The following is a 23,927-nucleotide window of genomic DNA, read 5'->3' on the forward strand; positions in this document are numbered from 1 at the left end:
GGTAGGTTTATATGGTAAGAAATATGATTAAAAAAATCGGACTCATCTCAGTGATATTGGTCTTTCTGTGGGGAAGTGCAGATGCCGTCAGAATTAAGGATATAACTGAAATAAAAGGGGTACGTTCCAATCAGCTCATCGGATATGGTTTGGTGGTGGGACTGGACGGAACGGGTGACGGTAAAAAGTCAAAATTTACCATTCAGTCAGTGGGGGGTATGCTTGAAAAAATGGGGGTGACGGTAAACAGTAACGATATCAAAGGTGACAACGTTGCTGCCGTGATGCTTACGGCCGAACTTCCCCCCTTTGCAAGGGTCGGAAGCAGAGTTGATGTTATCGTCAGCTCCATCGGCGGAGCAAAAAACCTCCAGGGCGGAACACTTTTGTTGACGCCCCTTAAGGCGCCTGATGGAAAAATTTATGCGGTGGCCCAGGGGCCTGTTAGTACCGGAGGCTTTTCAGCCGAAGGTACTTCAGGCAGCGGGGTACAAAAAAACTTTCCCACAGTGGGAAGGTTGGTAGGCGGTGCCTTGATAGAAAGGGAGATACAGATCGACTTTGACCAAAAGGAAACATTGTCACTGGCGTTACACCATCCCGATTTTACTACAGTATCCCGCATTGCAATGGCGATAAATGAAGCTTTGCTGGAAAATGTGGCCTATACTCCGGATGCCGGAACTGTAAAAATTAAAGTTCCGGAAAAATATTCAGAGAACTTGGTAAGCCTGATAACGCTAATTGAAGGTCTGGGGGTTACACCGGATATTGCTTCCAAGGTGGTGATCAATGAACGAACCGGAACAGTCATTATGGGTGAGAATGTCAGGATTTCGACCATTGCCATCGCACATGGAAACCTGAGCGTCCAGATCAGGGAAACAGAGGATGTTTCCCAGCCCCTTCCATTCTCCAAGGGACAGACGGAAGTGACGCCTGAGTCGGATGTCCTTGTTCGGGAAGGGAAAAACCCCATCTTTTTGGTAAAATCCGGGGTGAGTATTGGAGAGTTGGTAAGAGGCTTGAATGCACTGGGAGTTTCCCCCAGGGATCTGATATCCATTTTTCAGGCTTTGAAAGCGGCAGGCGCGCTTCAAGCTAAGTTGGAGATCATATAATGCCTGATCCGATCAATTTGTCGAATATACCGGTCAAAACCATTAGTCTGAGCAATGAAATACAAAGGGTGAAACATTCGATTAAATCCGGGGGAGCTGCATTTTCCGGTCAAAGAGATGCGGAGTTGAAAGACACATGTTGTGAGCTCGAGTCTCTTTTTATTAATTACCTCTTACAGGAAATGCGACAAACCATTGATAAATCAGGATTTATATCAGGAGGTCGAGCTGAGGAAATCTACACTTCCATGCTGGATACCCATATGGCAAAACAGTTCGCCCAAAAAGGTGGAATCGGTATTTCTTCCATATTGATGCAACAGCTCAAACAAAATGAAAATGTAAAAAAATAGCTAAAGGTTTTGTCATTTAGGCCGATATTAGAATTGTAAGTTTCATTAAAAATACAACACTCTCTTTCTTGCCGTCAGGGAATGGGAAAGCTAAAATGAGCTATCCTGGTGGTAGAAAAAAATAAAATGGGGGCAACAGACATTAGATTTAAAAGGAGGTTTCATCAATGAAAATAACCGATAACAATTCTTCTTTAAATATCCGGAATTATGTTAATAATATTCAGGATGGCAAAAAGTTAGACGGTTCAGCCAAACCGGACGCGTCTCGGCAGGTGAAGGGGGATAAAGTTGTACTATCACCCAAGGCAAAAGAGGTACAGGAAGCGACAAAGCTCATCAAAGAGCTTCCCGATATCAGGGAAGAAAAAGTGGCGAAGCTGAAAGAGCAGGTCGATCAGGGAACATACAAAATTGATGGGGAAAAAATTGCCTTCAAGATGTTAAAAGAATCTATCCTTGATGAACTGTTATAAATGCATGTTTATATCGCTTTCCATGAATATGTTCCGCAATATGAAATTGCGGTATATGTGGATGCAGAAAAGGAACGTTTGGTTTACGAAATGGATTTTTGACAACCACTATAAAGATTAGGGATCCCTATGGAAATATTATTAAAAGAACTGCTTAAACTTCTTGAAGACGAAATAGACATTTCTCGATCCCTGCTTCCTGTTTTTAAGCAAGAAAAAGAAGCGTTTTTAACTTCAGATCTAAACGAATTAAATAAGGCTTTGGCAGAAAAAGAAGGTCTTCTTTTTAATATGCGTTCCGTTGAAAAAAAAAGAACGCATGTAATGAATAAGATTTCAGAATCCTTAAAAGTTCTTCCACATGAGCTTACCTTGACAAAATTGGCTCAATCGGTCAAAGAGCCATACTCCATCCGTCTTAAAAATTGCGGCTTACAACTGTTAAAATTAACCCAAAACATAAGTCACGCCAATACCGGCAATAAGAGTATGTTTGCCCATTCCCTTAATTTCGTAAAAGGCGCATTAACTTTATTGCAAAACATTATTGCTCCGGGCCAGGTTTATCATCGAACCGGCAGGGTACAACCCGGCCATCAGGGCGGCAATGTTCTGTCGGGTGAAGTATAAAAGACAGATAGAAGACACAAATTAAAAAGCAGACTTCTGACTTCTGTTCAGGCATGATTAAAGCTTTGATATTCCGTAAAATTCCGGGTAAAAAAATTGAAGGATATCAGAAATGACCAAAAAAGATCAAAAGCTTATTAAAATTTTAAACCAAATTGGAGAGGATATAGATTCGTTCAGCATTGGTGACACCGATGAGTGGAAACACATTCATGGTGAACTGGAAAAGGTTAAAAAAGACCTGCCCAAAAACAAATCCAAGGTAACTGAAATTTTAAACCTTTGTCTTAGCGGGTTAGAGCGAATATGTCAAAAAACCACCGATGATTTCCTTTCTTTGGTATCCGCCATATCAGAAGCATTGATTGGTTCAGAAAAGTATATAAAGGATAAAAAAGCAGGAAAACCCCTGTTAAGTGAATCGGGGAAAGCACTGAAAAAAATTTTAGACGAGCAGTCTAAAAATGACAGGGGGTCTTCTCCCCAAACAGAAAACAAAGAAAAAAGTGAAAAATTATCTCTTGATGAAGCGGCGGTTGCGCTAATCCAGCTTGAAGCAGGAGATGACAGAGGACTAAATGATTTAAGGGAGTGTTTGGAAAAAATGGCCGCTGATGAATCGTATCCTGAATCTTCCCGCCAATACATTACCGATGCTGCCGAGAAAATAACCATGATCCTGAAAGAAGGGTCAACTGATGCTGATGCAGCGATGGAAGAAGTGGGCGACCTCTTGGAAGAAGCAATGAATGTAGCCGGAGATTACGGCAGGGAAGGAAATGAGAAATCGGTTCCGGCAGGAAGTGCTGTTTCGGCCAAAAAACAGGGGAATGATCAGGGCGATGCGCCCCAAATCAAAGATGAGAAACATAGGGCTGAAAGGACGGAGACGGAAAAGCCGGACAGCGAAACTGAACATAAGGAACACATTGAACGAGTTGGAAAAACTGCTGGGCAGAAGGATGATCCGCAACCTGCAAAAGAACCTGAGCAAGATTACATGCCTGAAGATGCTGACGTTGAATTGATCGCCGAATTTATTGCTGAAGGAAATGATTTATTTGAAAGCGCTGAAGAGGCACTGCTAACACTTGAAACAGATCCGGACGATTTGGAATCTGTCGATAAAATTTTTCGGGCTTTTCACACCGTAAAGGGAACTTCAGCATTTTTAGAACTCACCCTGCTTGCCGAAATGGGTCACCATGCTGAGTCACTTTTAAGCCGTGTGCGTGACGGAGAAATACGTTACAGCGGAGGATATGCCGATTTATCACTTCGCGCACTGGATATGTTAAAGGGAATACTACGGTCTGTTAAGGATGCCATTGGCGGAAAGCCCCTTTTAAAACCGGCTGGTTATGACGAATTAATGAAGGTTCTCAAAGACCCTGAAGCAGCCGGTGTTTCCGCTGATGAAGATGTGATCGATGAACCCAGGGTGGGAGATATTCTGGTTGCCCAGGGAAAAATTGAGAGAGAAGAGCTGGAAAAAATTGCCGACACCTGTAAAGATGAAAAGATTGGTACCCAGCTAATAAAATCAAAGGCAGCCACTGCTGCTGATGTGGGCCAGGCACTTAGAACTCAGAAAAAAATGAAAAGCGGAGGCCGGGTGGTTGAATCATCGGTACGGGTTGGCACCAGAAGGTTGGACCGTCTGATCGATATGGTGGGAGAGCTTGTAATTGCGCATTCCATGGTAGCTCAGGACGAGCTGATTGTGGACGGCAGTAATATTGAACTCCAAAAAAAAGTCTCTCTAACTAGCAAGATTGTTCGAGAGCTTCAGGATATAAGCATGTCTATGAGGATGGTTCCCCTTAAATCGACTTTTAATAAAATGGCCCGGCTTGTGCGTGATATATCACGAAAGATCGGTAAAAAGGTGAACTTTGTGACCGAAGGTGAAGATACGGAAATCGATCGGAACCTGGTGGATGTCATCAATGATCCGCTGGTACATATGGTAAGAAATGCAGTGGATCATGGAATTGAACCGCCGGAAGCACGGAAAAAGAATGGTAAAGATGAAACCGGTGTGGTTAAACTGACCGCTTATCATTCAGCCGGAAGTGTGGTGGTGGAAATATCAGACGACGGTAAGGGTCTTGATCGGAAGGCCCTCATTGCCAAAGCAAAAGAAAAAGGTTTTATCAGCGACTCCCCCGATTTTAATGATAATACCTTAACCGACAAAGAAGTGTTTAATATGATTTTTGAGCCAGGATTTTCCACTGCTGAGGCCGTAACCGATGTATCAGGACGCGGTGTGGGTATGGATGTGGTCAGAAAAAATATAGAATCCTTGCGGGGGCAGGCTGAAATAAAATCTGAACTGGGAAAGGGAAGCGTTTTCAGAATGAGCCTTCCTCTGACTCTTGCAATTATCGACGGGATGGTTGTTCGGGTGGGAAATGAAACCTATGTCATCCCAACAGGTTCTATCATAAGGTCTATTAAACCAGACTCCAAAAATATCACCAATGTATTTGAAAAAGGCGAAATGTTATCACTTCAAGGGGAGCTTATCCCTTTGATAAACATGTCCGCTTTATACGACATTGCAAGTACACCCAAAGACGAAGACATGTCGCTGGTTGTTATTGTTGAAGATGAAGAAAAACAGGCAGGACTTTTAATAGATGAGCTTATCGGCCGGCAGCAGGTAGTTATAAAAACACTGGGTGGCACCATGAAAAGTACACCTGGGATTTCGGGCGGTGCGATTATGCCCAGCGGAAGGGTTGGACTGATTATTGATGTGGCAGGACTTTTAAAGTTTTCTAATGAGGTGCAGGAAAAAGAGGAAGGGGATGGACCAGGGGCGGCAGGAACGCAGGTGCTTGCGGCATGATGGGAGAGAACTGGCTCATAGTGGATGGTTGACGGCCGATGAAGACAGCTAAAATGATAAAAGTATCCGTTATTGCTTTCAACTGTGCTGTTCAAGGAAAAGTTAAGGCCCAATGGTGATAGGCGGAAGGAAGAAAATGACATGCTCTGCATATCTACAGGAGAAGAAAGGAACAAATGGCATTGGTTTCGTTTGAGCTAAATGACAGGCAGTTTAAAAAAATAAGCCGGATTGTTTACCAATACAGCGGCATTGCATTGAAAAGGGGTAAGGAAGCTCTGGTCAGGGCACGTCTTGCCAAACGACTACGTATTTTAGGAATGACAGATGTTGAAGAGTATATGACGCACATCGAAAGTACTGAGGGGGCCAACGAACTGAGGGCGATGCTTGATATAATGACAACCAACAAGACCAGTTTTTTCCGTGAGGTAGAGCATTTCAAATATATGGAAAGGGAGATATTGCCAAGGCTGAAAAACAACAGGATGAGGTTTTGGAGTGCTGCCTGTTCTTCAGGAGAAGAGCCTTATTCGATCGCAATTTCGCTTATGGAAAAACTGCGGGGAGTTGAGTCAAAGGATGTCCTTATTCTGGCGACCGATATATCGTCTGGAATGCTTAAAAAGGTCAAAGACGCTGTTTACAGCGAGGAAAACATCCGTGACCTTCCCAAAGCGTTTTTGCATAAATATTTTACCAAAGTTTCCAAGAATCCGAGCACGTTTTATAAGGTAAAAGATAATGTCCGTTCAATTGTTCGGGTGGCCTGGTTAAATCTCATGGAAAATTGGCCCATGAAAGGAACTTTTAATGTGATTTTCTGTCGCAATGTGATGATTTATTTTGACCGGCCCACCCAGGAAAAATTGATAAATCGATTCTATGATTACCTGGAGCCGGGTGGGCATCTTTTTGTCGGTCATTCGGAAGGATTGTCCGGTGTTCAGCATAATTTTAATTATATAAAACCGGCAACCTATCGGAAATAGACATTGTAGCTCAGCTTAATTTTAGCCAGAAACGATTCAAATACACGGTTTGCATATATGAGACATATAATTGTAGTCGGCGACATGAAGACCGGAAACAGAGAAGACTTTTTGATCACCCACGCCTTGGGCAGCTGTCTGGGATTGATGGTTTATGACCCGCAGGAAAAAATCGGCGGTCTTTTACATGCCATGCTTCCATTGTCAAAAATTAACAGGGATAAAGCCCAGGCCAATCCTTACATGTTCGTTGATACGGGAGTTCCAGCCCTGTTTCAAGCACTGTACGAAATGGGTGCAGAAAAATCGAGATTGGTGGTTAAGGCAACCGGTTGTGGGAACCCCATGGGTAGGAATGAAATGTTTAAAATAGGCCATCGGAACTACACTGTGCTGAAAAAACTTTTATGGAAAAATAATATCCTCCTTAATGCAGAAGATGTCGGCGGAACAAAAAGCCGTACGGTTAATTTTGATATTTCAACCGGTAAAACAATAATTAGCAGTAACGGACAAAAAGAGGAACTCTAAAGACAATGGATTCAAATATTATTGCAAAGGTAGAGGCGTTCCCCAGCCTGCCCGGTGCAACCACAAAACTGATTTCCCTGCTTGATGATTCCAATGCTGCCGTGGTCGAGATAGAAGAAATCTTACGTATGGATCCAGGTCTTACCGCCAATGTCTTAAAGCTGTCAAACTCTGCTTACTTCGGGTTTCCATCTAAAATAGGGTCTGTACACAAGGCAATTGTCCTGCTGGGTGTAAAAAGATTAATGCAAATTGTGATGACATCCTGTGTAAACTCCCTGATGAGTAAATTTGTTCCGGGTTACGACTTGCCGCCGGGTGAAATGTGGCGTCATTCAATTGCAGTATCTGTTGCCGCAGAAGGCCTGATTGCTGAGCTGAATACTTCTGAAGCTGATGAAATATTTACTGCCGCACTTCTTCATGACGTGGGCAAGCTTGTTATGGGGGAGCTCATGAAGGACGATATTAATAAAATTGACAAAATAGTATCCCAGGATGTTTCATTTGAAGAAGCAGAGCATATCGTCTTTGGAATCGACCATGCCCAAATAGGTGCAAAAATACTTGAAAACTGGGGATTGCCCGCAGAAATTGTAAGTGCTGTAAGATGGCACCACGATCCTGATGCTGCCGATGAATCAAGCACGTTAATCGATATCGTTCATGTGGCAAATGTTTTATGTTTAATGATCGGTATCGGTGTGGGCAGAGAGGGCCTCCAGTACAGACCGTCACCGGTGGTGACCCAAAGGCTGGGGATAAAGCCGGCGAACCTTGAAAAGGTTGCCAGTTATACACTGGATTGGGTCAGTGATTTGACGGATGTTTATGAAATAAACCAGGAAGTTGATGCTTGAGGAGAGGGTAATAATGGCTCTAAATATACTGATTGTCGATGACAGCGCTGTGATGAGAAAGATGATTATTAAAACCATGGGTATGTGCGGCATTCCGATCGGAGAGATAAAGCAGGCTGGCAACGGCAGGGAAGGACTGGAAGAGTTGACAAAAAGCTGGATTGATATCGTTATCCTGGACATCAATATGCCGGTAATGAACGGCGAGGAAATGATGGATGCCATGCAGCAACGTGCTGAAACAAGCGACATTCCGGTTGTGGTCATCTCCACAGAAGGAAGCAGCACCCGTATTGATCGTCTAAAGGAAAAAGGCGCGAGGTTTATTCAAAAACCTTTTACACCGGAAATAATCAGGGATACCATATCCGAAGTCACAGGAGTAGGAGAAGGTGATGAATGAGAAAATAGACGATATAATTTTAAAAACAGCTGCAGAGACTTTAGAAAAACTGGCGTTTATGTTTGCATCTTTGTATGACCCTGAGGAAGCAATTGAAAAAGATCCTGACACAGGGGTGTGCGTTTCATTTACCGGTCCTTTTTCAGGGACACTCGGGATGAAAGTATCAGGGGAGGTTCTGGGCGAAATTGCGGTAAACATGCTCGGCGCTGATGACGAAGATGACATTACACTGGATGATAAAAATGATGCCCTGAAAGAAACCATCAATGTGATTTGTGGAAATATTTTGCCGGCAATTGGCGGGAAGCAGGCGGTTTTCAACATCGGTGTGCCGAAGATTATTCCTGCAGGTGAAAATATAACGGGCAAAGACGGGGAAGACCCTGTGTCAGATGTAAAGCTTTCCCTCGATGAGGGAAGATGCGATCTCGTATTATTCGTAAAGGGTAATATCCCTGAAGCGGGTGAATCGTTCAGCGGATGAATGGTTGAGCGGATTAATTGACGAAAGATTTTAATTCCTGCTTAACTGTTTATCCAAGTCTGAAAGAAGAGATGAGAAATGATTAAAGTTCTTATAGTAGATGACTCGGCAATCGTGCGTAAAGTAATGAGCGAAGAGTTATCAAAGTATAGCGATATTGAAATAATCGGAACGGCGGTTGATCCGTATGTGGCACGAGACAAGATTGTTAAGCTTAAGCCGGACGTCATCACCCTGGACCTGGAAATGCCGCGAATGGATGGACTGACGTTTTTGGGAAAACTGATGAAGTACTATCCCAAGCCGGTGGTAGTTTTAAGCTCGCTTACACCAAAAAACAGCCAAACAGCTTTAAAGGCTCTGGATCTTGGAGCGGTTGATGTCCTGTGCAAGCCTGGGGAAGCATATTCAACTAAAAATGTTTCACAAAACCTGGCTCGGTCCATCCGAATGGCTGCATCTGCAAAAATTGATGTCAATCAGATTAAAACCAAAATTCCGGTGAATAATGAGAGTTTAAAGGGCCTGCTCACTAAGACAACACATAAAGTGATTGCCATTGGAGCTTCAACCGGAGGAACCAAGGCCATTGAAGCTGTTTTATGCAATATGCCCGCAACAACTCCGGGCACCGTGATTGTGCAGCATATGCCGGAAAATTTTACAAAATCCTTTTCCGAAAGGCTTAATGAACTGTGCCAGATGGAAGTGCGCGAAGCAAAGGATAGCGATCACGTGGTTCCCGGGGTTGCTTTACTTGCACCGGGTAACTATCACATGGTGCTTAACAGGAACGGAGGGGTGTACATTGTAAAATTAAAAAAAGGGCCTCGGGTCCATTACCAGCGACCCAGCGTGGAAGTTCTATTCCAGTCAGTCGCGAGGAACGCTGGGAAAAATTCTGTGGGTGTGATGCTTACCGGAATGGGGGGGGACGGAGCAAAAGGAATGCTGGCCATGAAACAAAGCGGTGGGTGTACAATAGCACAGGATGAAGCATCCTGTGTGGTATTTGGTATGCCTAAAGAGGCCATCAAACTTGGGGCTGCCCACGAAGTCGTTCCCCTTAAGAATATTCCGCAGGCCATCGTTAATGCGTTAAAGAAAAAATAAGGAAATCTACCACGGATTTTCACGGAGATACACTGAAAAAATCTGTGATATTCCGTGTCCCTCCGTGGTGAATAGAGGTAAACAGATATGTCAAACATCATCGGATTGCTTGATCTGGGAAGGGGAGCGCTTCTTGCCCACCAACAGGCGATAAGTATCACAGGGCATAATATCGCCAATGTGAATACGCCAGGCTATTCCCGCCAACGGGTGAATTTGTCAACAAACCCGGGATTAACCAGTAGCCCCGGTCAGATAGGGGCAGGTGTCAAGGCTTCGGATATTCAAAGGATTTACGATCAATTTTTAGGCTCACAAATCAATGCCGAAAGCTATAACCTGGGAAAATGGGAAGCGCAAACAAGCTCGCTTGAAAGAGTGGAAATCGTCTTTGATGAAACCACCGGATTCGGATTGAATCAGGCAATGGGAGATTTCTTCAATGCCTGGCAGGACCTGACCAATAACCCGGAAGGTCATACAGAAAGGCAAATGCTTGTGGCAAAAAGCGAGATCATGGCCGAGACATTTAATAAAATATCGTCCGATTTAAACCAGCTGCAAAACGACATGGACAGCAGCATTGAGGGAGCGGTTAGCGAAATCAACACCATGGCCGGACAAATTTCCGATCTTAACGCCAAGATAAGCGATATTGAAAAAAGCGGACAAAATGCAAACGATCTGAGAGATAAGCGGGATTTATATCTCAAAGAACTTTCTTCAATGATAGATATCAGTACTTTTGAAGGAAACGATGGACAGGTTACTGTTTTAGTCGGTAACGGAAAACCCCTGGTTCAACCACCATACTCCTTAAGCTTATCAACTGTCACCAATGCTTCCGGTCACCAGAATGTTGTCTGGGTCGATCGTGACGGAAACAACGTGGACATCACCAATGATATTTCCGGCGGAAAGTTAAAAGGCTGGCTTGAAGTCAGGGATGTGGCCATTGAAGATTATAAAACCAGGCTGGATAATGTGGCTTCAAGTATAATTGCCGAAGTGAACAACCTTCATGGTTTGGGATTTGATCTGAACGGAATAGCCGGAGGGGCATTTTTTACCGGTACATCGGCCTCGGATATTGCAATCGATACAAATATCGTCAACAACGTCAACCTGATCGCAGCATCAGGAACAGGAGCACCGGGAGACAACAGCAATGCCATAGCCATTGCCAACCTGCAAAACAGTCTCCTCATGAGTGGAGGGACAGCCACCTATGATGATTTTTATAATTCCTTGGTCAGTGACGTGGGAATCGCTGTGCAGTTCGCCCAGACCAATTACGATCATCAAACAGCCATGGTTGCAAATCTGGATAATTATCGAGAATCAATTTCCGGTGTCAGCCTTGACGAAGAAATGGTAAACCTTGTCAAATTTCAGCACGCTTACGATGCCGCAGCCAAGCTAATCACTGCCGTGGATGAAATGATGAATACCGTTATGAATATGGTATAATAGTTGTTTGTTGCTGAAAGGATATTAATAATAAAAAAAATCTAAAGTAAATATTATAAGCCAGGTAGAAGTTTTAAGGTTGGGATTTTAGGCGGTCGGAGGCTTTAATGCTTCCTATATTGCCGGCCTCTCAGCTTCCTGGCTTCAATGGGGGTATACCATGCGAGTAACGAATAAAATGATGACGGATACTGTGTCTGCCAATCTCTTTAAGCAGGCCAATCGGCTATTAGCTGCGCAGGAAGTGGTGGCCACCGAAAAAATCATTAACAGACCATCCGATGATCCCATAGGAATGGAAAAGATTCTGGATTATCGCAAAGCCATTTCTTCCATAGAGCAGTATCACAGGAATTTGACTCAGGGAAAAATGTGGGTTGAGCACAGTGAAGTTGTTTTGGATGAGGTAAATGACATGCTCAGACAAGCAAAGGAGATCGCTGTTGTTCAGTCTGAAGGAAGTTCACCAAGGAGTGACAGAGCCATCGCTGCTGAACAGGTAAAAACAATATATGACCAGGTCATGCAGCTGGCAAACACCAAACTCGGTGACCGGTATATGTTTGCCGGTCATGAAACAGGGGCGGTTCCCTTTACCCGTGATGCGGCATATAATGCAACCTACCATGGCGATGCGGGCGAGATTCGCATCATTATAGGAGAAAATACGGATTTGGCGGTAAATGCCGATGGGATGCAGGTTTTTAATAACGGAACAGATACTTTTGATGTGTTAAGGCAGCTTAAGGATGCTTTGGAGAATCCGGTTTATAACCAGGCAGATATTTCAAATCAGATCCAGTCACTTGTTGATGCAAGTTCTCAGGTGGAAAGCGCAAGGTCCGACGGTGCGGCCAATTACACGCGTCTGGAGCTCACCGAAAGCAAACTGGAAGTATTCAAACTAAATGTTAAGAATATGCTGTCAAACACCGAAGACGCAGACATGGCTCAGGCGATTATCACCTTAAAAAACGAAGAAACCGCATATGAAACAGCCCTTGCGGCCGCAGCCGAGGTGATTCAGCCGAGCCTTATTAATTTTCTTAAATAGAGGGAGCTCTTCAAGTCAGTCAGTGGCACTCTTTAAGGCCCGAAGAACTGCTCAACAAGTTTCGTGTTTCCGTGATTGTTTTTTATTTTTAATAAAAAAATAGCAAACAGAAAATGAAAAGATTAATCAACCCGATTTTTCTTATAATTTTTTTCTCCCTTTTTGCTGAAGCGGGACTGTGTATCAGCGGAGAAGATATTATAAAACTGAAAAAAGCCGGGGTCAGCGATACAACCGTGCAATTAATGGTTAAAGAAAAGACCATAGAGACATGTGCGTTTACTGTGGAAGAAATAGTGAATCTAAAAAAGGCGAAAGTCAGCGATGGAACGATCCAGGTGCTGATAACAGAAGGCTCGTTTACAAAAAATGCCGAAACCATTGTTTACGGCAAAGATATCAGACCCATTAAATTTGCCACAGTGAAAGATATTATCAAGCTTAAAAATTCCGGGCTCAGTGAAAAAACAATACAGGCCATTATTTCCGTCACCGGAAAGACAAGGGACGATTCTCAGCGTGAAAAGGCCTGGGAAATGTTGAAGAGCATGGAAATCCATATTGAAAAAAAGTGATCCGTAATTTTAAGAACAAGGAAACTGAAAATTACTACCTTGAACCGGGATATATATTCCTGGCTGAAAAACCCACCTCTATATCCACAGTGCTTGGATCATGCGTTTCCGTGTGCCTCTATGACCGCAAAAAAAAAATCGGCGGGATGAATCATTTTCAAATTCCTTTTGTAACTGATTCAACCCAGGCAACTGCAAGATTCGGGAATGTGGCTACCATTACCCTAATCCGCATGATGATCCATGGCGGTTCCAAAATAAAAAATCTGGAAGCCCAGGTATTGGGCGGGGCATACAACAGTAAGGTGTCAGCCAAAGACATCGGTTTTGAGAATATCATGGCGGCAAAAAAAATTCTTGCCCGGGAGCGGATACGTGTCACCTCAGAAGATATTCGGGGAGGCAAAGGAAGAAAGATCGTTTTTAATACATCAACAAACGATGTTGCCGTATTTAAAGTCGATAAACTCAGAGAGTCGGACTGGTATCCCTATAAGAGCAATAGATAGTTTAACATCGGGCATTATTCACTCACACTCCCAAAAGCATATTAAGCTGCTTACGTTCGATCAAAACCCGACAGCAGCAAACAACGACATCTTAAATCACGCCTTGCTTTCAAAGATATCAATAAAACTTGCCAATCAATTGACACGTCTTGCCAATAATTTGGCACTTTCACTTTGAAGCAAAAAAAAATAAAAACCCTGCCGGGGGGATGGCAGGGTTTTAAGGAGGCGGGAATGAAGGAAAGGAGAGAAACTTCATTCCGTTTGATTTAATAAGTATGCAACTTTAGTGCCAAGTAAGTTTGGAAGTTGTAAGGTCTAAAAACGGGAAACCTGGGTGACAAACAAAACAATCGATGTGGGATCGGAGAGTATTTCAATCTCCACTCAGTTCGTCCGGAGGAGCGCCCATTTGCCCGTATCAGCCTTAACAAATAAGTCCGGCACTCTGTACACGCCCCCTATCTTCTCAGTTAAACCCATACAGGCAGAGACGATCAACGTTGTCGTGGGATTCTGTCCTTTGGGGCTGGTTCAAATTGAATCTAAGCGAGATAGCTGCCGAACGCCGGTTTCTCGAAATGATTGTTAAGACTGATACGGGCAAATGGGCGCTCCTCCGGACGAACTACTAACAATCATTAAAGCTCAAACGGTTCATAAAAAAGACCATTGATAAGAAACTCACCGAGCCATCAATTATTTTATATACAATAATCGAATTTGGAACGGCACAAAGATTGCAGATGTTTATCATTATTCACTAAAGTTTTTAACAGAATATCCCGATACAAATAAAAAGACAATGCTAGTATGAAAGGGCAAAAACCTGAAACCGATGAATGCAAAAATATATCAATCATCAATATGGGAGGTATAAGAAAATGACGGAAACAACAAAAACAATGGATCAGGCGGTAAGAGCAATGGCCGACAAGGAAGGTAAATACCTGACATTTACCCTGGCGAACGAGGAGTATGGCATCGGTATTCTTAAGATAAAAGAGATTATCGGTATGATGCCGATTACCACGGTGCCGCGAACACCTGAGTTTGTGAAAGGGGTGATCAACCTCAGGGGAAAGGTGATACCGGTCATGGATCTGAGGTTACGATTCGGCATGGAAGCCATGGAATACAATGACAGGACCTGTATCATTGTGGTGGAAATCGAAAGTCAGGCAGGAACGGTCCAAATAGGGGCGGTGGTAGATTCCGTATCTGAGGTATTGAATGTCGGTGGTAATGATATAGAAGAAACCCCGTCATTCGGGGCAAAGCTTGATACGGAATATATACTTGGCATGGCCAAGATGGAAGGCGGTGTGAAGATTCTGCTTGATATTGATAAAGTGTTAAACGATGAGGAAATTGCTGCTCTGGAAAAGGCAGCATAGAATAAAACGTTTTGACCGGTTGAGTAAATGAGCGGCTGAACTGTTGAAGGATAAGACGACATAACCGCTCAACGACTCATCTGCTCAAACAAACAAGGAAGAGGTGATAACAATGTTTAAGAATATGAAAATAAGTACCAAAACAAGTTTGGTTATCGCCGTTGCCTTGATTTCGATTTCAGTTATTTTAGGTTTTGTCTCAGTTATGCAGTTGATGCGAAACGGGAAGCTGGCTGTTGCCCAGATAGAAAGGCTAGGCACTGATAACATTGAAAGGATAAAGGCGGACGGAAAAAGCCAAATACAAGCCTTTCGTGAGGAACGCATGTTGCGGGAAAAGGAATACCTGAAGTCACAGGTTCAGACAACTATGAGTGTCCTTAAGAAAGCCTTAAAAGATGCCACATCCTTAGACAGCGGAAGTGTACTAACTGAACAGGTTAAAAAGGCCATCATACTTGAACAACAGGAGAGCATCGCGGGTTTTATCGGCGCACTTCGCTATGGTCCCGAAAATAAGGATTACTTCTGGATCAACGACATGCATCCGAAGATGGTCATGCATCCTTATAAACCGCAGCTGAACGGTAAAGATCTCTCTGAAAGCAAGGACCCGAACGGCAAAAGGCTATTTGTGGAATTTGTCAAAGTCTGTCGTGAACAGGGTGAAGGATTCGTGGATTATTACTGGCCCAAGTACGGTGCAGACCAGCCGCAACCCAAACTTTCATTTGTAAAGCTTTTTAAAGAATGGAACTGGGTGGTGGGCACCGGAGTATATATCGATGATATCGACAAAATAGTGAATATCAAAAGGGGAGAATTGGAGAACGAAATAAAAGCGGTTATGGCTGATATGAACAAACAGGTTGATTCAACCAAACGAGAATTTCAAAAAAATGTCCGACAGGTCATTATGCTAACAAGTGTAATTTCGCTGATTGCTTTGGCGGTGGTATTGGCCGGGTCTTATTTGTTTGCCAAATGTAATATAACAAAACCGATCAGCCGAATCATAGAGGGGATGAATGAAAGCGCCGAGCAGGTGGCATCCGCATCCGGGCAGGTTTCATTTTCCAGTCAGTCTCTGGCGGAAGGCTCATCGGAGCAGGCGGCCTCCATTGAAGAAACATCAGCATCCTTGGAAGAGATGTCCTCCATGACAAAGCAGAATGCCGAGAATTCAAAACAGGCGGATGCTCTAATGCAGGAGTCAAACCAGACGGTAGGCCGTGCCAGCACATCGATGACAAATCTTAAGGATTCCATGATCGATATCACAAACGCAAGCCGGGAGACATCCAACATTATAAAGACCATTGATGAAATTGCCTTCCAGACCAATCTTCTGGCACTGAATGCAGCAGTAGAAGCAGCCAGAGCCGGTGAAGCCGGAGCCGGATTTGCTGTGGTGGCCGAAGAGGTTCGAAATCTGGCCATGCGCTCTGCAGATGCCGCTAAGAACACTGCTGAACTGATAGAAGACACGGTTAAGAAAGTAAAAAATGGATCCGAGCTGGTAAATACGACTTCTGATGCTTTTGCTGAAGTGGCTGCCAGTTCCGCCAAGGTTGCCGAATTGATCGGAGAGATTGCTGCAGCGTCAAACGAACAGGCGCAGGGAATTGATCAGGTCAATGTAGCGGTCACCGAAATGGACAAGGTCACCCAGTCGAATGCCGCCGGAGCAGAGGAATCCGCGTCAGCTTCGGAACAGATGAATGCACAGGCGGAAGAGATGAAGCGTATGGTGAATGAGCTCGTAGCGATGGTCGGCGGAAGTGCAAAAGGAGCCGGAGATGGGGCAGGATCATTCGGGTGGAGAAAAATGATTCCAGGCGATGGAGCAGGAAAAAGACCAGAAATATCCCAAAAGGCTCCTGCTGAAACACCGGGCAAGGGAGTAAAGAAGATTGTGCATCACCAGGCAAAGGAAGTTAATCCCAAACGGGTCATTCCTTTGGATGATGCGGAATTTAAAGATTTCTAAATTTAAAGATTAAAATGGGATTGGCGTTAATAAAGAAAAAGAGTGGTAATTCTGCCGGAGAAGACCTGTCGGAAATTCTGAAAAGCAGCGATGAAAAGCGGCACTTTTATCTACTTATAATAAGGGCGCTGCTGGTATTTATTAAGGATTTTTCACTGGATTTAAAGGAAATAGACTCTGAAGAGTTCAAAAGGAAGATAGATGGTTTAGCCGAAAAACTCTTATCTGATGAGAGGACCAAAAAGCTGCAATCGGGTTTTGAAAAAAACAAAAAAAACATAGTTACCTATATTAAAAAGCAGAAAGAATATTTGAAAGATCGTGAGGACGAGTTTAAAGAAATTATTGATCTGCTGACAAAAGCGATGGCAGTGGCTGATCACGACAACCAGGTTTATAATGAAAAGATTTATCAGCAGAGCGAGAAGCTGGAAAAACTAACTTTGCTTGACGATATAAGGAAAATAAAGAATGAGCTGATAATACAAGTTGAAAATATAAGAAGGACTGTAAGGAAAAAGGATTTACATGATAGCGAGAAGCTGGAAAAATTGTCCCAAAAGGTAAATTCTCTTAATGTTGAGCTTGAAAAGGCAAAGGAAGAATCTGTAAAAGACGGCCTGACCGGTATTTATAACCGGAGAGCCTTTGACATATATATCAGGAAGCTGGTTGAGCGAAACACTGTTACAAAGGCACCTTTTTCATTACTGCTTTTAGATATAGACGATTTTAAGAAAATTAATGATAATTTCGGTCACCAGACCGGAGATCGTTTGCTGGTAGCCACAGCCCGCAAGTGCAAAGAATTTATAAGAAGTGATGACTTTTTGGCTCGTTACGGTGGAGAAGAGTTTGTTGTTGTTCTGCCTGGGGCTTCACTGAGAAATGCCGCAAAAAAGGGTAAAATTATTTGTAAAGAGATAGCAAAAGCCAGATATGCTTTAGAGGGGAGCAAAGAAGATACCATCATTTCAATTACTCTTAGCATTGGCGCCAGTATTCACAAAAAAGGTGATACAGTGGAAACTGTGATAGAGCGTGCAGATAAAGCCCTTTATGCTGCAAAGCAATCTGGGAAAAATCGGATCATATCTGAAAAAGAAATTAAATAATAAAAAAGAGGTTAAAATACACTAAAGTTTTAGGAAAATATACCGATAAAAAAATAGAGGAATAAAGAAGATTACAGAAAAGATGTGGCCTCAAAGATTAAACACTAAGAGAAGAGAGAGGAAAAATCATGAAAAAGTCATCAATGACCATTTTTGTAATCTGTTTGGTTTTAGGATTATCTGCACAGGGTTATGCGATTAACGGACCACTGATAGACGGTCAGGGTACCAGGATTATGGGTATGGGAGCAACCAATATTGCGGTTACCGATGACAGTAATACCATAGCCAACAACCCCGGAGCCATTTTTGCTCATGATGAGGGTGTTATCGATTTGGATATAGGTCTTGTTGCCCCTCATCCGGATTTTAAAAACGCTCTTAATGATGAAGACGGACAAAACCTTCTCTGTCCCCTTCTTGCTGTCAGTTTCTTATCCACACCTTTAAATGAAAAATTTAAACTGGGCTTCGGCCTTTTTCCGATGGGTGGTTTGGCATCAGAATACCGGCTTACTAATGCTAATTATGGGGATCAGGTTACGAGTCAAACTTATCTTTTTTGAAAATGTTGCCTGCAGTCGGATACAAGGTTAATGAAAATTTTTCTGTGGGACTTTCATTTGGCATCGGATACCAGAGCATGAGGTTGAAAATGCCTTATCAGGTTCATTCGGGCGCTTTGGCAGGTAATGTTATGGTTGCCGACATGCGCATGGAGGGTTCTGATTATTGCAGCAATTTAGGTATTCTTTATAAGGTTAACGATGCCGTAAAAATTGGTTTCGTATACAAGTCAGAGACAAAGATAAATATGTCAGGAGATGCAAACGTGGATGCATCTGCACTGGGAGCCGGTACGGCAAAGTATGATGTGGAAGCAACCTATAAATGGCCGCAATCAGCCGGTGTTGGTATATCCTATCTGGCAACCCCCAAATTACTTGTTGCGGCGGATGTTGAATGGATAAACTGGAAAAAAGCGATGCAAAGCCTTGAGTTCGAATTTTCCCAAGGTAATAGCGGATTGCTGCCTCCCGCACTCAACGATGAATTGCCCCTTGACTGGGACGATCAATATGTTTTCAGACTTGGCGTCGAATACGAAGCGACGGAAAACCTGGATCTTCGTTGTGGGGTTACATACGGCAAATCACCTATTCCTGATAACACGGTAATGTCTATATTATGCACAATTATCGAATGGTCGGCAACTATCGGGCTGGGTTATAATGTCACTGAAGATGTTTCTTTTAATGCAGCCTATCTCCATTCCTTTGACCATACGCAGGATTCGGATGTAAGCTTAATCGGTAATGAATATGATGGAAGCTCAACCGGTGTGTCAATAGATGCAATCTATATGGGATTGACTGTAAATTTTTAGAATGAAAAATTGAGGAGGAAATGTTATGTTTAATTTAAATGAAATTTTAATAGCCTCTGCTGTTATCTCAGTAGGTGCATTTATGGTAGCGGCTGTCTTGTACATGATTTATAAAAAGACACTAACTTTTATGCTTTGGGTAAGATTGATGCCTGGAATAATCATTCTCTGCATCGATCTTTTTACCTGGGGAAGATTTGGCGTTTATAATGTGCTGATTAGTGCAGTTATGCCGCTCATAGGTGTTAGCCTTATGGTTGCGAACCTTATCTACGTTGCGAAGAAACTGTCTGTTCCCCTGATACGTATTATCGAGGGCTTGAGCGAAGGATCTAACCAGGTGGCATCCGCTTCAGGACAGATTTCGTCTGCAAGCCAGTCACAGGCGGAAGGTGCTTCAGAGCAGGCTGCATCCATAGAGGAAACATCTTCTTCCCTTGAAGAGATGTCGTCCATGACCAAGCAAAATGCTGACAATGCCGGCCAGGCGGATAAGCTTATGCAGGAAGCCAATCAGGTCGTTGTTGAAGCGAATGATGCCATGGGCAAACTGACCACTTCTATGGAGAATATCTCCGAAGCAAGTGAAGAGACACAGAAAGTAGTAAAGACAATAGATGAGATAGCCTTCCAGACAAACCTGCTTGCACTGAATGCAGCAGTAGAGGCCGCCCGTGCCGGTGAAGCAGGGGCCGGTTTTGCTGTAGTAGCGGAAGAGGTAAGAAATCTTGCACTACGTTCTGCGGATGCAGCCAAAAGCACGGCAGAACTTATTGAAGGTACCGTCAAGAAAGTAAGTGATGGGTCGAAATTAGTGGAAAGGGCCAACGAAACCTTCAGCAAAGTGGAAAAGAGTGCTTCTAAGGTAGGTGAGCTGGTAGGTGAAATAGCCGCTGCATCTAATGAACAGGCCCAGGGTATTGAGCAGGTGAACACAGCGGTAGCTGAAATGGATAAGGTTGTACAGACAAATGCCGCCAATTCTGAAGAAACGGCCTCCGCATCTGAAGAGATGAATGCCCAGGCTGAAGAAATGAAGGGGTTTGTCAGGAGTCTGTCAGTTCTGGTCGGAGAGAGTGAGAATGGAAAAGATAACGAGCAGGACGAGGACGCTGCGCTCATGCAACCAAAAACCAAACCTCAGAGGCTCGCTTTCGCTGCAAAGATGAAAGCAGGCACTGGGGAAATGGCTGTTGTTCAAAAAAAAGAAGTGAAACCGAATCAGGTGATCCCTTTGGATGATGCTGATTTTCAGGATTTTTAATCAAACAACATGACCCTAATCGAGTTTTGACTCGATTAGGGCTGTGTGTTTGCTTGAAAACAGGATAAGTAGTTACAAAAATTTACTGATTTATTATGGAAACTAACAAAATATTTAATAGACTGGATTCAATCAAAGACATTCCCACTTTGCCCACCATCGTTTTTGAGCTCAATGAACTGCTCCAGGACCCGAATACACCCATCACCGATATAAGCGATATTATAGAAAAAGATCAGGCCATGTCCCTGAGAGTATTAAAACTGGTAAATTCCGCATTCTATGGGATTCAAAAAGAAGTAAATGATATAGGAAATGCGATCGTGCTGCTTGGTTTTAATACGGTACGAAATGCCATTGTTTCCCTGGGCGTAATAAAATCGTTTTCAGGGAAAAAGTCTCTGGCAGGATTCGATATCAGTGACTTCTGGAAACATTCACTTGCGGTTGCCGTTGTCAGTAAAAGCCTTGCAGAAAAGACAAAAATAGCATCACCGGACAGTTGTTTTGTGGGTGGGCTATTGCACGACATAGGAAAGGTTATACTGGCACAATATTTTCAGGATCTGTTTGAAAAAGTGTGGAATACTGCCAAAAAAGAAAGCATTTCCTTTTATGAAGCTGAAAAGAAAGAGATTTCCATAGACCACGGAAGAATAGGCGCTCACCTTGCAGCAAACTGGGAGCTTCACCAAAGCTTTATTGATGTGATTCGCTGGCACCATGATGTGCGAAATGATTCGGAAAGCAAAAAAATGATCTTGATCATATATTTAGCGGACATTATCGTCAACAGTTATGATGCTGATTCTGAGGGCAATATTGATTTATCTGTGATGCACCCTGCGGCTTTAAAATTTCTTAACAAGCAACTGGGAGACGTTGACAGCTGGTTTGATGAAATTAAAGACGATATTCAATCCGCATACCAGTTCTTTTTGGAAGATTAACATCGAACCTATTGAAAGACGAACACCCAACGCTCAATGCAGAATAATAATTCCGCTTCGCTCGTTAAATTATTGTTAAAACGGAATTAAGCATTTTATAGAAGGTCCTGACTTTCTACGCAGCTATCATTTCTATATTAAATATAGTCACCCCGGTTGAATTTGATGGTCTCAAGTGACGATGTAACCAGTGCCTGGTTTAAAATATTCTTCAGGCCGTTATCGTCGGAAAGCGAATCCAGCACAGGCGTCAGGTTTTCCTTTTCTTTTTCCATTTGCTTAACCAGGGAATCAATTTCTTTTAAAGAAAAATGCGGATCATTTAGTTTTTGCTGATACTCTTCCAGCACATTTAGCAGATTCTCCACCCGATCAATCATAGATGCATTTTGTGCGGGAGATAACGCATTTAATTGTATTGGAGTAATACTACTGATGGGTGGCATCTGTTGAGGTCCTGATTTTAATTCGGCGGATTTTTCAACCTCGTTTTTCAAAACTGTCCCGAAGTCAATTCCCTGATTTTTTATATTATTACTAATTTTTCCACCGTAAAGACTTTTTTGAATATTTTCATTGTGTTCGATTTTCATTTTTTGGGTTCCTTTTGTTTCTTAGGGTAAAAAATTAAACCGTCACGAAAACATGACAGGAAGAAAGCAGTAACATATCGCATTTTATCTCTATGTTGGGATAAAACAAAACTATATTGGAAATATGCAAGAAGCATGCAAGGCGGTAAGATAATAAATATTTATTTTGCATCGGCCGTGTTACATGGAAGAGATAATGATATAACAAAATGTAATAATTGATAAAAAAATGATTTATCAGGCAAAAGGTAAAGGGCAGCAGGTTAAAAAGTTTATATCTTCTGCTTTTATAGTAATAAGCGGCAGGAAATATTTGCCTACCCATGGCTCATCTATTTGCCAACCACTTTCATTAAATCAGAAAAAAAACAATCATTCTTGAATAATTATTTTTGGTATACCCTTTCCGCTTTCGCAAGGCAGAGCCTTTTACTTTCATCACAAATTCAATCGAATTCTTTTTCTTAATAACTGCTGCTGGTATTTGTATATAAATTTTGTCAAGGATTTTTGTTCATTTTTATCTATACTAACGAACTGTAGGGCACAGCAGTTTTTTGGTTTAAGTGAACCTTTGACCGCTCTTACGATGGTTGCTTTTTTAATTTTTGATTTAAAAAATTTTCCTTCCAGGGGAAATAACAGTTCGATATCTTCAAAGCAGTCTCCGACTTTTAAAAAATGTTTTTCTTCAATTTCTGGCATATGACCGACAAGCGCAATAAGGGTGCCGCCAAGACTGACATCAATCACATTCATTTTAAGAAGTTTTGAATTTATTCTGACATGAAGTTTGGTTCCGGCAGGAACCTCCAGCCTGAAATCTTTTCTTCTTTGTTTCCGATTAATGAAATCAGGAAAATTGACCTTTATTTCATCATGGTGGATTTCTCCCCCGGACGTTTTAAAGGAATAGCTTAAATTATCTTTTCCGGTAAATTTAAAATTCATTTTTAGGTTGTTTAAACCGCCGGAAGCAGGTTGGAAATCCTTGGGAGAGTCGATCATAAAGGTTCGATTTTTCTTATTGGGATATACATTGGTAATAATGGTAAGACATTCATAATTCTTGCCGGTCAGCCGCATTTTGATAAGTGTTTTATCTTTTTTTATCGTTGTAAGAATATCGGCAATGTGTTGGCCTTCAATTTTTTCCATGAGCTATAACCTTGCTATACTTTCGGCAAAAGTGGAATCCTGTAAAAGCTTCTTGGCAAAATCGAGATATTTTCCCGTGATGGCCCTGACTGCAAGTTGCAATGCATAAGGTTTAATTGGTTTTTCCAGAAGGTAATTCACATCAGATGCCAGACACATATTTACAATATCATCGCTGGCCATTCCGGAGATAATGATGGCATCTTTGTGGGCGGATGGAAATCTTTGTTCTATGGAATCGAGAAATAAAAAGCCGCTTTTCCCGCCCAGGAAAACATCAACAACAAACACAGCAACGCCGATCTCTCTGTTAAGACAGTATAGGATCGCTTTGTCCACATCGCTGAAAGTGACTATGTTTCCCCAGGTATAAAATTTCTCAATAATACCGGCGATGACTTTGCACACACTTTGATCATCGTCAACTATAATCACATCCAGGCCGTCTGACATCATTGTCTCCTTGTTTAGCATCACGATTACTGGTTATATGGAGATATTGGGTCTGCAAGTATTAAGCTGTTTGTAATATGCTCATCCATCGGAGAGGGTTGAATAATGATGAGATTTTCCTCCCCAAATTAAAGTAAGTGGCAAACATTTAACACCTGCGCGAGTTACCTTGCAGACGAGTTGATAATG

General features: G+C 42.6%; 25 protein-coding genes. 22 read left to right on the forward strand and 3 right to left on the reverse strand.

From position 1 onward, the window contains the following. Nucleotides 1–23 precede the first annotated feature (23 nt). From SWH54_08035 to SWH54_08140, 22 genes are all read left to right on the forward strand, one after another. On the forward strand, nt 24–1,121 hold the full coding sequence (locus SWH54_08035; GenBank protein ID MDY6791201.1) for a flagellar basal body P-ring protein FlgI: 1,098 nt from the start codon (nt 24–26) through the stop codon (nt 1,119–1,121). Next, on the forward strand, nt 1,121–1,474 hold the full coding sequence (locus SWH54_08040; GenBank protein ID MDY6791202.1) for a rod-binding protein: 354 nt from the start codon (nt 1,121–1,123) through the stop codon (nt 1,472–1,474). The genes SWH54_08035 and SWH54_08040 overlap by 1 nt, the downstream gene beginning before the upstream one ends. A 167-nt stretch (nt 1,475–1,641) precedes the next feature. After that, nucleotides 1,642–1,950: a flagellar biosynthesis anti-sigma factor FlgM gene (gene flgM / locus SWH54_08045; GenBank protein ID MDY6791203.1), complete on the forward strand. Its 309-nt coding sequence runs from the start codon at nt 1,642–1,644 to the stop codon at nt 1,948–1,950. Between the two features lie 129 nt (nt 1,951–2,079). Next, nucleotides 2,080–2,580 (forward strand): flagellar protein FlgN, encoded by a 501-nt coding sequence (locus tag SWH54_08050; GenBank protein MDY6791204.1) that lies wholly within the window; start codon nt 2,080–2,082, stop codon nt 2,578–2,580. Between the two features lie 112 nt (nt 2,581–2,692). Next, entirely contained in the window at nt 2,693–5,437 is a 2,745-nt protein-coding gene (locus SWH54_08055) for a chemotaxis protein CheA (GenBank protein ID MDY6791205.1), read from the forward strand. Between the two features lie 176 nt (nt 5,438–5,613). Continuing rightward, the gene (locus SWH54_08060) at nt 5,614–6,429 is read left to right on the forward strand and encodes a protein-glutamate O-methyltransferase (protein MDY6791206.1); all 816 of its coding nucleotides are present in this window, start codon (nt 5,614–5,616) and stop codon (nt 6,427–6,429) included. Nucleotides 6,430–6,486: 57 nt separating this feature from the next. After that, complete coding sequence (locus SWH54_08065) at nt 6,487–6,960, forward strand: chemotaxis protein CheD (protein MDY6791207.1); 474 nt, start codon at nt 6,487–6,489, stop codon at nt 6,958–6,960. A 5-nt stretch (nt 6,961–6,965) separates the two neighbouring features. Beyond that, nucleotides 6,966–7,820 (forward strand): HDOD domain-containing protein, encoded by an 855-nt coding sequence (locus tag SWH54_08070; GenBank protein MDY6791208.1) that lies wholly within the window; start codon nt 6,966–6,968, stop codon nt 7,818–7,820. Between the two features lie 13 nt (nt 7,821–7,833). Beyond that, nucleotides 7,834–8,223 (forward strand): response regulator, encoded by a 390-nt coding sequence (locus SWH54_08075; GenBank protein MDY6791209.1) that lies wholly within the window; start codon nt 7,834–7,836, stop codon nt 8,221–8,223. Continuing rightward, on the forward strand, nt 8,216–8,710 hold the full coding sequence (locus SWH54_08080; GenBank protein MDY6791210.1) for a chemotaxis protein CheX: 495 nt from the start codon (nt 8,216–8,218) through the stop codon (nt 8,708–8,710). The genes SWH54_08075 and SWH54_08080 overlap by 8 nt, the downstream gene beginning before the upstream one ends. Before the next feature lie 78 nt (nt 8,711–8,788). After that, a complete protein-coding gene (locus tag SWH54_08085; GenBank protein ID MDY6791211.1) occupies nt 8,789–9,823 on the forward strand; it encodes a chemotaxis response regulator protein-glutamate methylesterase in 1,035 nt (344 codons plus the stop codon). An 87-nt stretch (nt 9,824–9,910) separates the two neighbouring features. Beyond that, the gene (gene flgK, locus SWH54_08090) at nt 9,911–11,293 is read left to right on the forward strand and encodes a flagellar hook-associated protein FlgK (GenBank protein ID MDY6791212.1); all 1,383 of its coding nucleotides are present in this window, start codon (nt 9,911–9,913) and stop codon (nt 11,291–11,293) included. Between the two features lie 160 nt (nt 11,294–11,453). Continuing rightward, entirely contained in the window at nt 11,454–12,347 is an 894-nt protein-coding gene (gene flgL / locus SWH54_08095) for a flagellar hook-associated protein FlgL (protein MDY6791213.1), read from the forward strand. A 113-nt stretch (nt 12,348–12,460) separates the two neighbouring features. Beyond that, entirely contained in the window at nt 12,461–12,922 is a 462-nt protein-coding gene (locus tag SWH54_08100; protein ID MDY6791214.1) for a hypothetical protein, read from the forward strand. After that, nucleotides 12,919–13,431 (forward strand): chemotaxis protein CheD, encoded by a 513-nt coding sequence (locus SWH54_08105; protein ID MDY6791215.1) that lies wholly within the window; start codon nt 12,919–12,921, stop codon nt 13,429–13,431. The genes SWH54_08100 and SWH54_08105 overlap by 4 nt, the downstream gene beginning before the upstream one ends. Before the next feature lie 884 nt (nt 13,432–14,315). After that, entirely contained in the window at nt 14,316–14,828 is a 513-nt protein-coding gene (locus SWH54_08110; protein ID MDY6791216.1) for a chemotaxis protein CheW, read from the forward strand. A gap of 112 nt (nt 14,829–14,940) precedes the next feature. Beyond that, nucleotides 14,941–16,818 (forward strand): methyl-accepting chemotaxis protein, encoded by a 1,878-nt coding sequence (locus tag SWH54_08115; GenBank protein ID MDY6791217.1) that lies wholly within the window; start codon nt 14,941–14,943, stop codon nt 16,816–16,818. 14 nt (nt 16,819–16,832) lie between these two features. Further along, nucleotides 16,833–17,933, forward strand: a complete 1,101-nt coding sequence (locus SWH54_08120) for a GGDEF domain-containing protein (GenBank protein MDY6791218.1) — start codon at nt 16,833–16,835, stop codon at nt 17,931–17,933. Nucleotides 17,934–18,061: 128 nt separating this feature from the next. Beyond that, the gene (locus SWH54_08125; protein ID MDY6791219.1) at nt 18,062–18,499 is read left to right on the forward strand and encodes a hypothetical protein; all 438 of its coding nucleotides are present in this window, start codon (nt 18,062–18,064) and stop codon (nt 18,497–18,499) included. A 2-nt stretch (nt 18,500–18,501) separates the two neighbouring features. Continuing rightward, nucleotides 18,502–19,320, forward strand: coding sequence for an outer membrane protein transport protein (locus SWH54_08130; protein MDY6791220.1), 819 nt, complete (start codon nt 18,502–18,504; stop codon nt 19,318–19,320). A gap of 25 nt (nt 19,321–19,345) precedes the next feature. Next, nucleotides 19,346–20,584 (forward strand): methyl-accepting chemotaxis protein, encoded by a 1,239-nt coding sequence (locus SWH54_08135; GenBank protein ID MDY6791221.1) that lies wholly within the window; start codon nt 19,346–19,348, stop codon nt 20,582–20,584. Nucleotides 20,585–20,679: 95 nt separating this feature from the next. Then, a complete protein-coding gene (locus SWH54_08140) occupies nt 20,680–21,534 on the forward strand; it encodes an HDOD domain-containing protein (GenBank protein MDY6791222.1) in 855 nt (284 codons plus the stop codon). 137 nt (nt 21,535–21,671) lie between these two features. Here the strand turns inward: SWH54_08140 and SWH54_08145 are convergent, their stop codons facing one another. The 3 genes from SWH54_08145 to SWH54_08155 all read right to left on the reverse strand — a co-directional run bounded on the left by SWH54_08145 (nt 21,672) and on the right by SWH54_08155 (nt 23,741). Then, nucleotides 21,672–22,127: a hypothetical protein gene (locus tag SWH54_08145; GenBank protein ID MDY6791223.1), complete on the reverse strand. Its 456-nt coding sequence runs from the start codon at nt 22,125–22,127 to the stop codon at nt 21,672–21,674. A 438-nt stretch (nt 22,128–22,565) separates the two neighbouring features. Then, nucleotides 22,566–23,285, reverse strand: a complete 720-nt coding sequence (locus SWH54_08150; protein ID MDY6791224.1) for a PilZ domain-containing protein — start codon at nt 23,283–23,285, stop codon at nt 22,566–22,568. 3 nt (nt 23,286–23,288) lie between these two features. Then, nucleotides 23,289–23,741, reverse strand: a complete 453-nt coding sequence (locus SWH54_08155) for a response regulator (protein MDY6791225.1) — start codon at nt 23,739–23,741, stop codon at nt 23,289–23,291. Between the last annotated feature and the right edge of the window lie 186 nt (nt 23,742–23,927).

This window comes from Thermodesulfobacteriota bacterium, assembly GCA_034189135.1.
In the GTDB taxonomy this organism is placed as follows: domain Bacteria; phylum Desulfobacterota; class Desulfobacteria; order Desulfobacterales; family JAUWMJ01; genus JAUWMJ01.

What these genes read in the sequence shown, in the direction of transcription:
- SWH54_08035 (MDY6791201.1), top strand. Translation starts at nt 24, where the DNA reads ATGATTAAAAAAATCGGACTCATCTCAGTGATATTGGTCTTTCTGTGG.
- SWH54_08040 (MDY6791202.1), top strand. Translation starts at nt 1,121, where the DNA reads ATGCCTGATCCGATCAATTTGTCGAATATACCGGTCAAAACCATTAGT.
- flgM (MDY6791203.1), top strand. Translation starts at nt 1,642, where the DNA reads ATGAAAATAACCGATAACAATTCTTCTTTAAATATCCGGAATTATGTT.
- SWH54_08050 (MDY6791204.1), top strand. Translation starts at nt 2,080, where the DNA reads ATGGAAATATTATTAAAAGAACTGCTTAAACTTCTTGAAGACGAAATA.
- SWH54_08055 (MDY6791205.1), top strand. Translation starts at nt 2,693, where the DNA reads ATGACCAAAAAAGATCAAAAGCTTATTAAAATTTTAAACCAAATTGGA.
- SWH54_08060 (MDY6791206.1), top strand. Translation starts at nt 5,614, where the DNA reads ATGGCATTGGTTTCGTTTGAGCTAAATGACAGGCAGTTTAAAAAAATA.
- SWH54_08065 (MDY6791207.1), top strand. Translation starts at nt 6,487, where the DNA reads ATGAGACATATAATTGTAGTCGGCGACATGAAGACCGGAAACAGAGAA.
- SWH54_08070 (MDY6791208.1), top strand. Translation starts at nt 6,966, where the DNA reads ATGGATTCAAATATTATTGCAAAGGTAGAGGCGTTCCCCAGCCTGCCC.
- SWH54_08075 (MDY6791209.1), top strand. Translation starts at nt 7,834, where the DNA reads ATGGCTCTAAATATACTGATTGTCGATGACAGCGCTGTGATGAGAAAG.
- SWH54_08080 (MDY6791210.1), top strand. Translation starts at nt 8,216, where the DNA reads ATGAATGAGAAAATAGACGATATAATTTTAAAAACAGCTGCAGAGACT.
- SWH54_08085 (MDY6791211.1), top strand. Translation starts at nt 8,789, where the DNA reads ATGATTAAAGTTCTTATAGTAGATGACTCGGCAATCGTGCGTAAAGTA.
- flgK (MDY6791212.1), top strand. Translation starts at nt 9,911, where the DNA reads ATGTCAAACATCATCGGATTGCTTGATCTGGGAAGGGGAGCGCTTCTT.
- flgL (MDY6791213.1), top strand. Translation starts at nt 11,454, where the DNA reads ATGCGAGTAACGAATAAAATGATGACGGATACTGTGTCTGCCAATCTC.
- SWH54_08100 (MDY6791214.1), top strand. Translation starts at nt 12,461, where the DNA reads ATGAAAAGATTAATCAACCCGATTTTTCTTATAATTTTTTTCTCCCTT.
- SWH54_08110 (MDY6791216.1), top strand. Translation starts at nt 14,316, where the DNA reads ATGACGGAAACAACAAAAACAATGGATCAGGCGGTAAGAGCAATGGCC.
- SWH54_08115 (MDY6791217.1), top strand. Translation starts at nt 14,941, where the DNA reads ATGTTTAAGAATATGAAAATAAGTACCAAAACAAGTTTGGTTATCGCC.
- SWH54_08120 (MDY6791218.1), top strand. Translation starts at nt 16,833, where the DNA reads ATGGGATTGGCGTTAATAAAGAAAAAGAGTGGTAATTCTGCCGGAGAA.
- SWH54_08125 (MDY6791219.1), top strand. Translation starts at nt 18,062, where the DNA reads ATGAAAAAGTCATCAATGACCATTTTTGTAATCTGTTTGGTTTTAGGA.
- SWH54_08130 (MDY6791220.1), top strand. Translation starts at nt 18,502, where the DNA reads ATGTTGCCTGCAGTCGGATACAAGGTTAATGAAAATTTTTCTGTGGGA.
- SWH54_08135 (MDY6791221.1), top strand. Translation starts at nt 19,346, where the DNA reads ATGTTTAATTTAAATGAAATTTTAATAGCCTCTGCTGTTATCTCAGTA.
- SWH54_08140 (MDY6791222.1), top strand. Translation starts at nt 20,680, where the DNA reads ATGGAAACTAACAAAATATTTAATAGACTGGATTCAATCAAAGACATT.
- SWH54_08145 (MDY6791223.1), bottom strand. Translation starts at nt 22,127, where the DNA reads ATGAAAATCGAACACAATGAAAATATTCAAAAAAGTCTTTACGGTGGA.
- SWH54_08150 (MDY6791224.1), bottom strand. Translation starts at nt 23,285, where the DNA reads ATGGAAAAAATTGAAGGCCAACACATTGCCGATATTCTTACAACGATA.
- SWH54_08155 (MDY6791225.1), bottom strand. Translation starts at nt 23,741, where the DNA reads ATGATGTCAGACGGCCTGGATGTGATTATAGTTGACGATGATCAAAGT.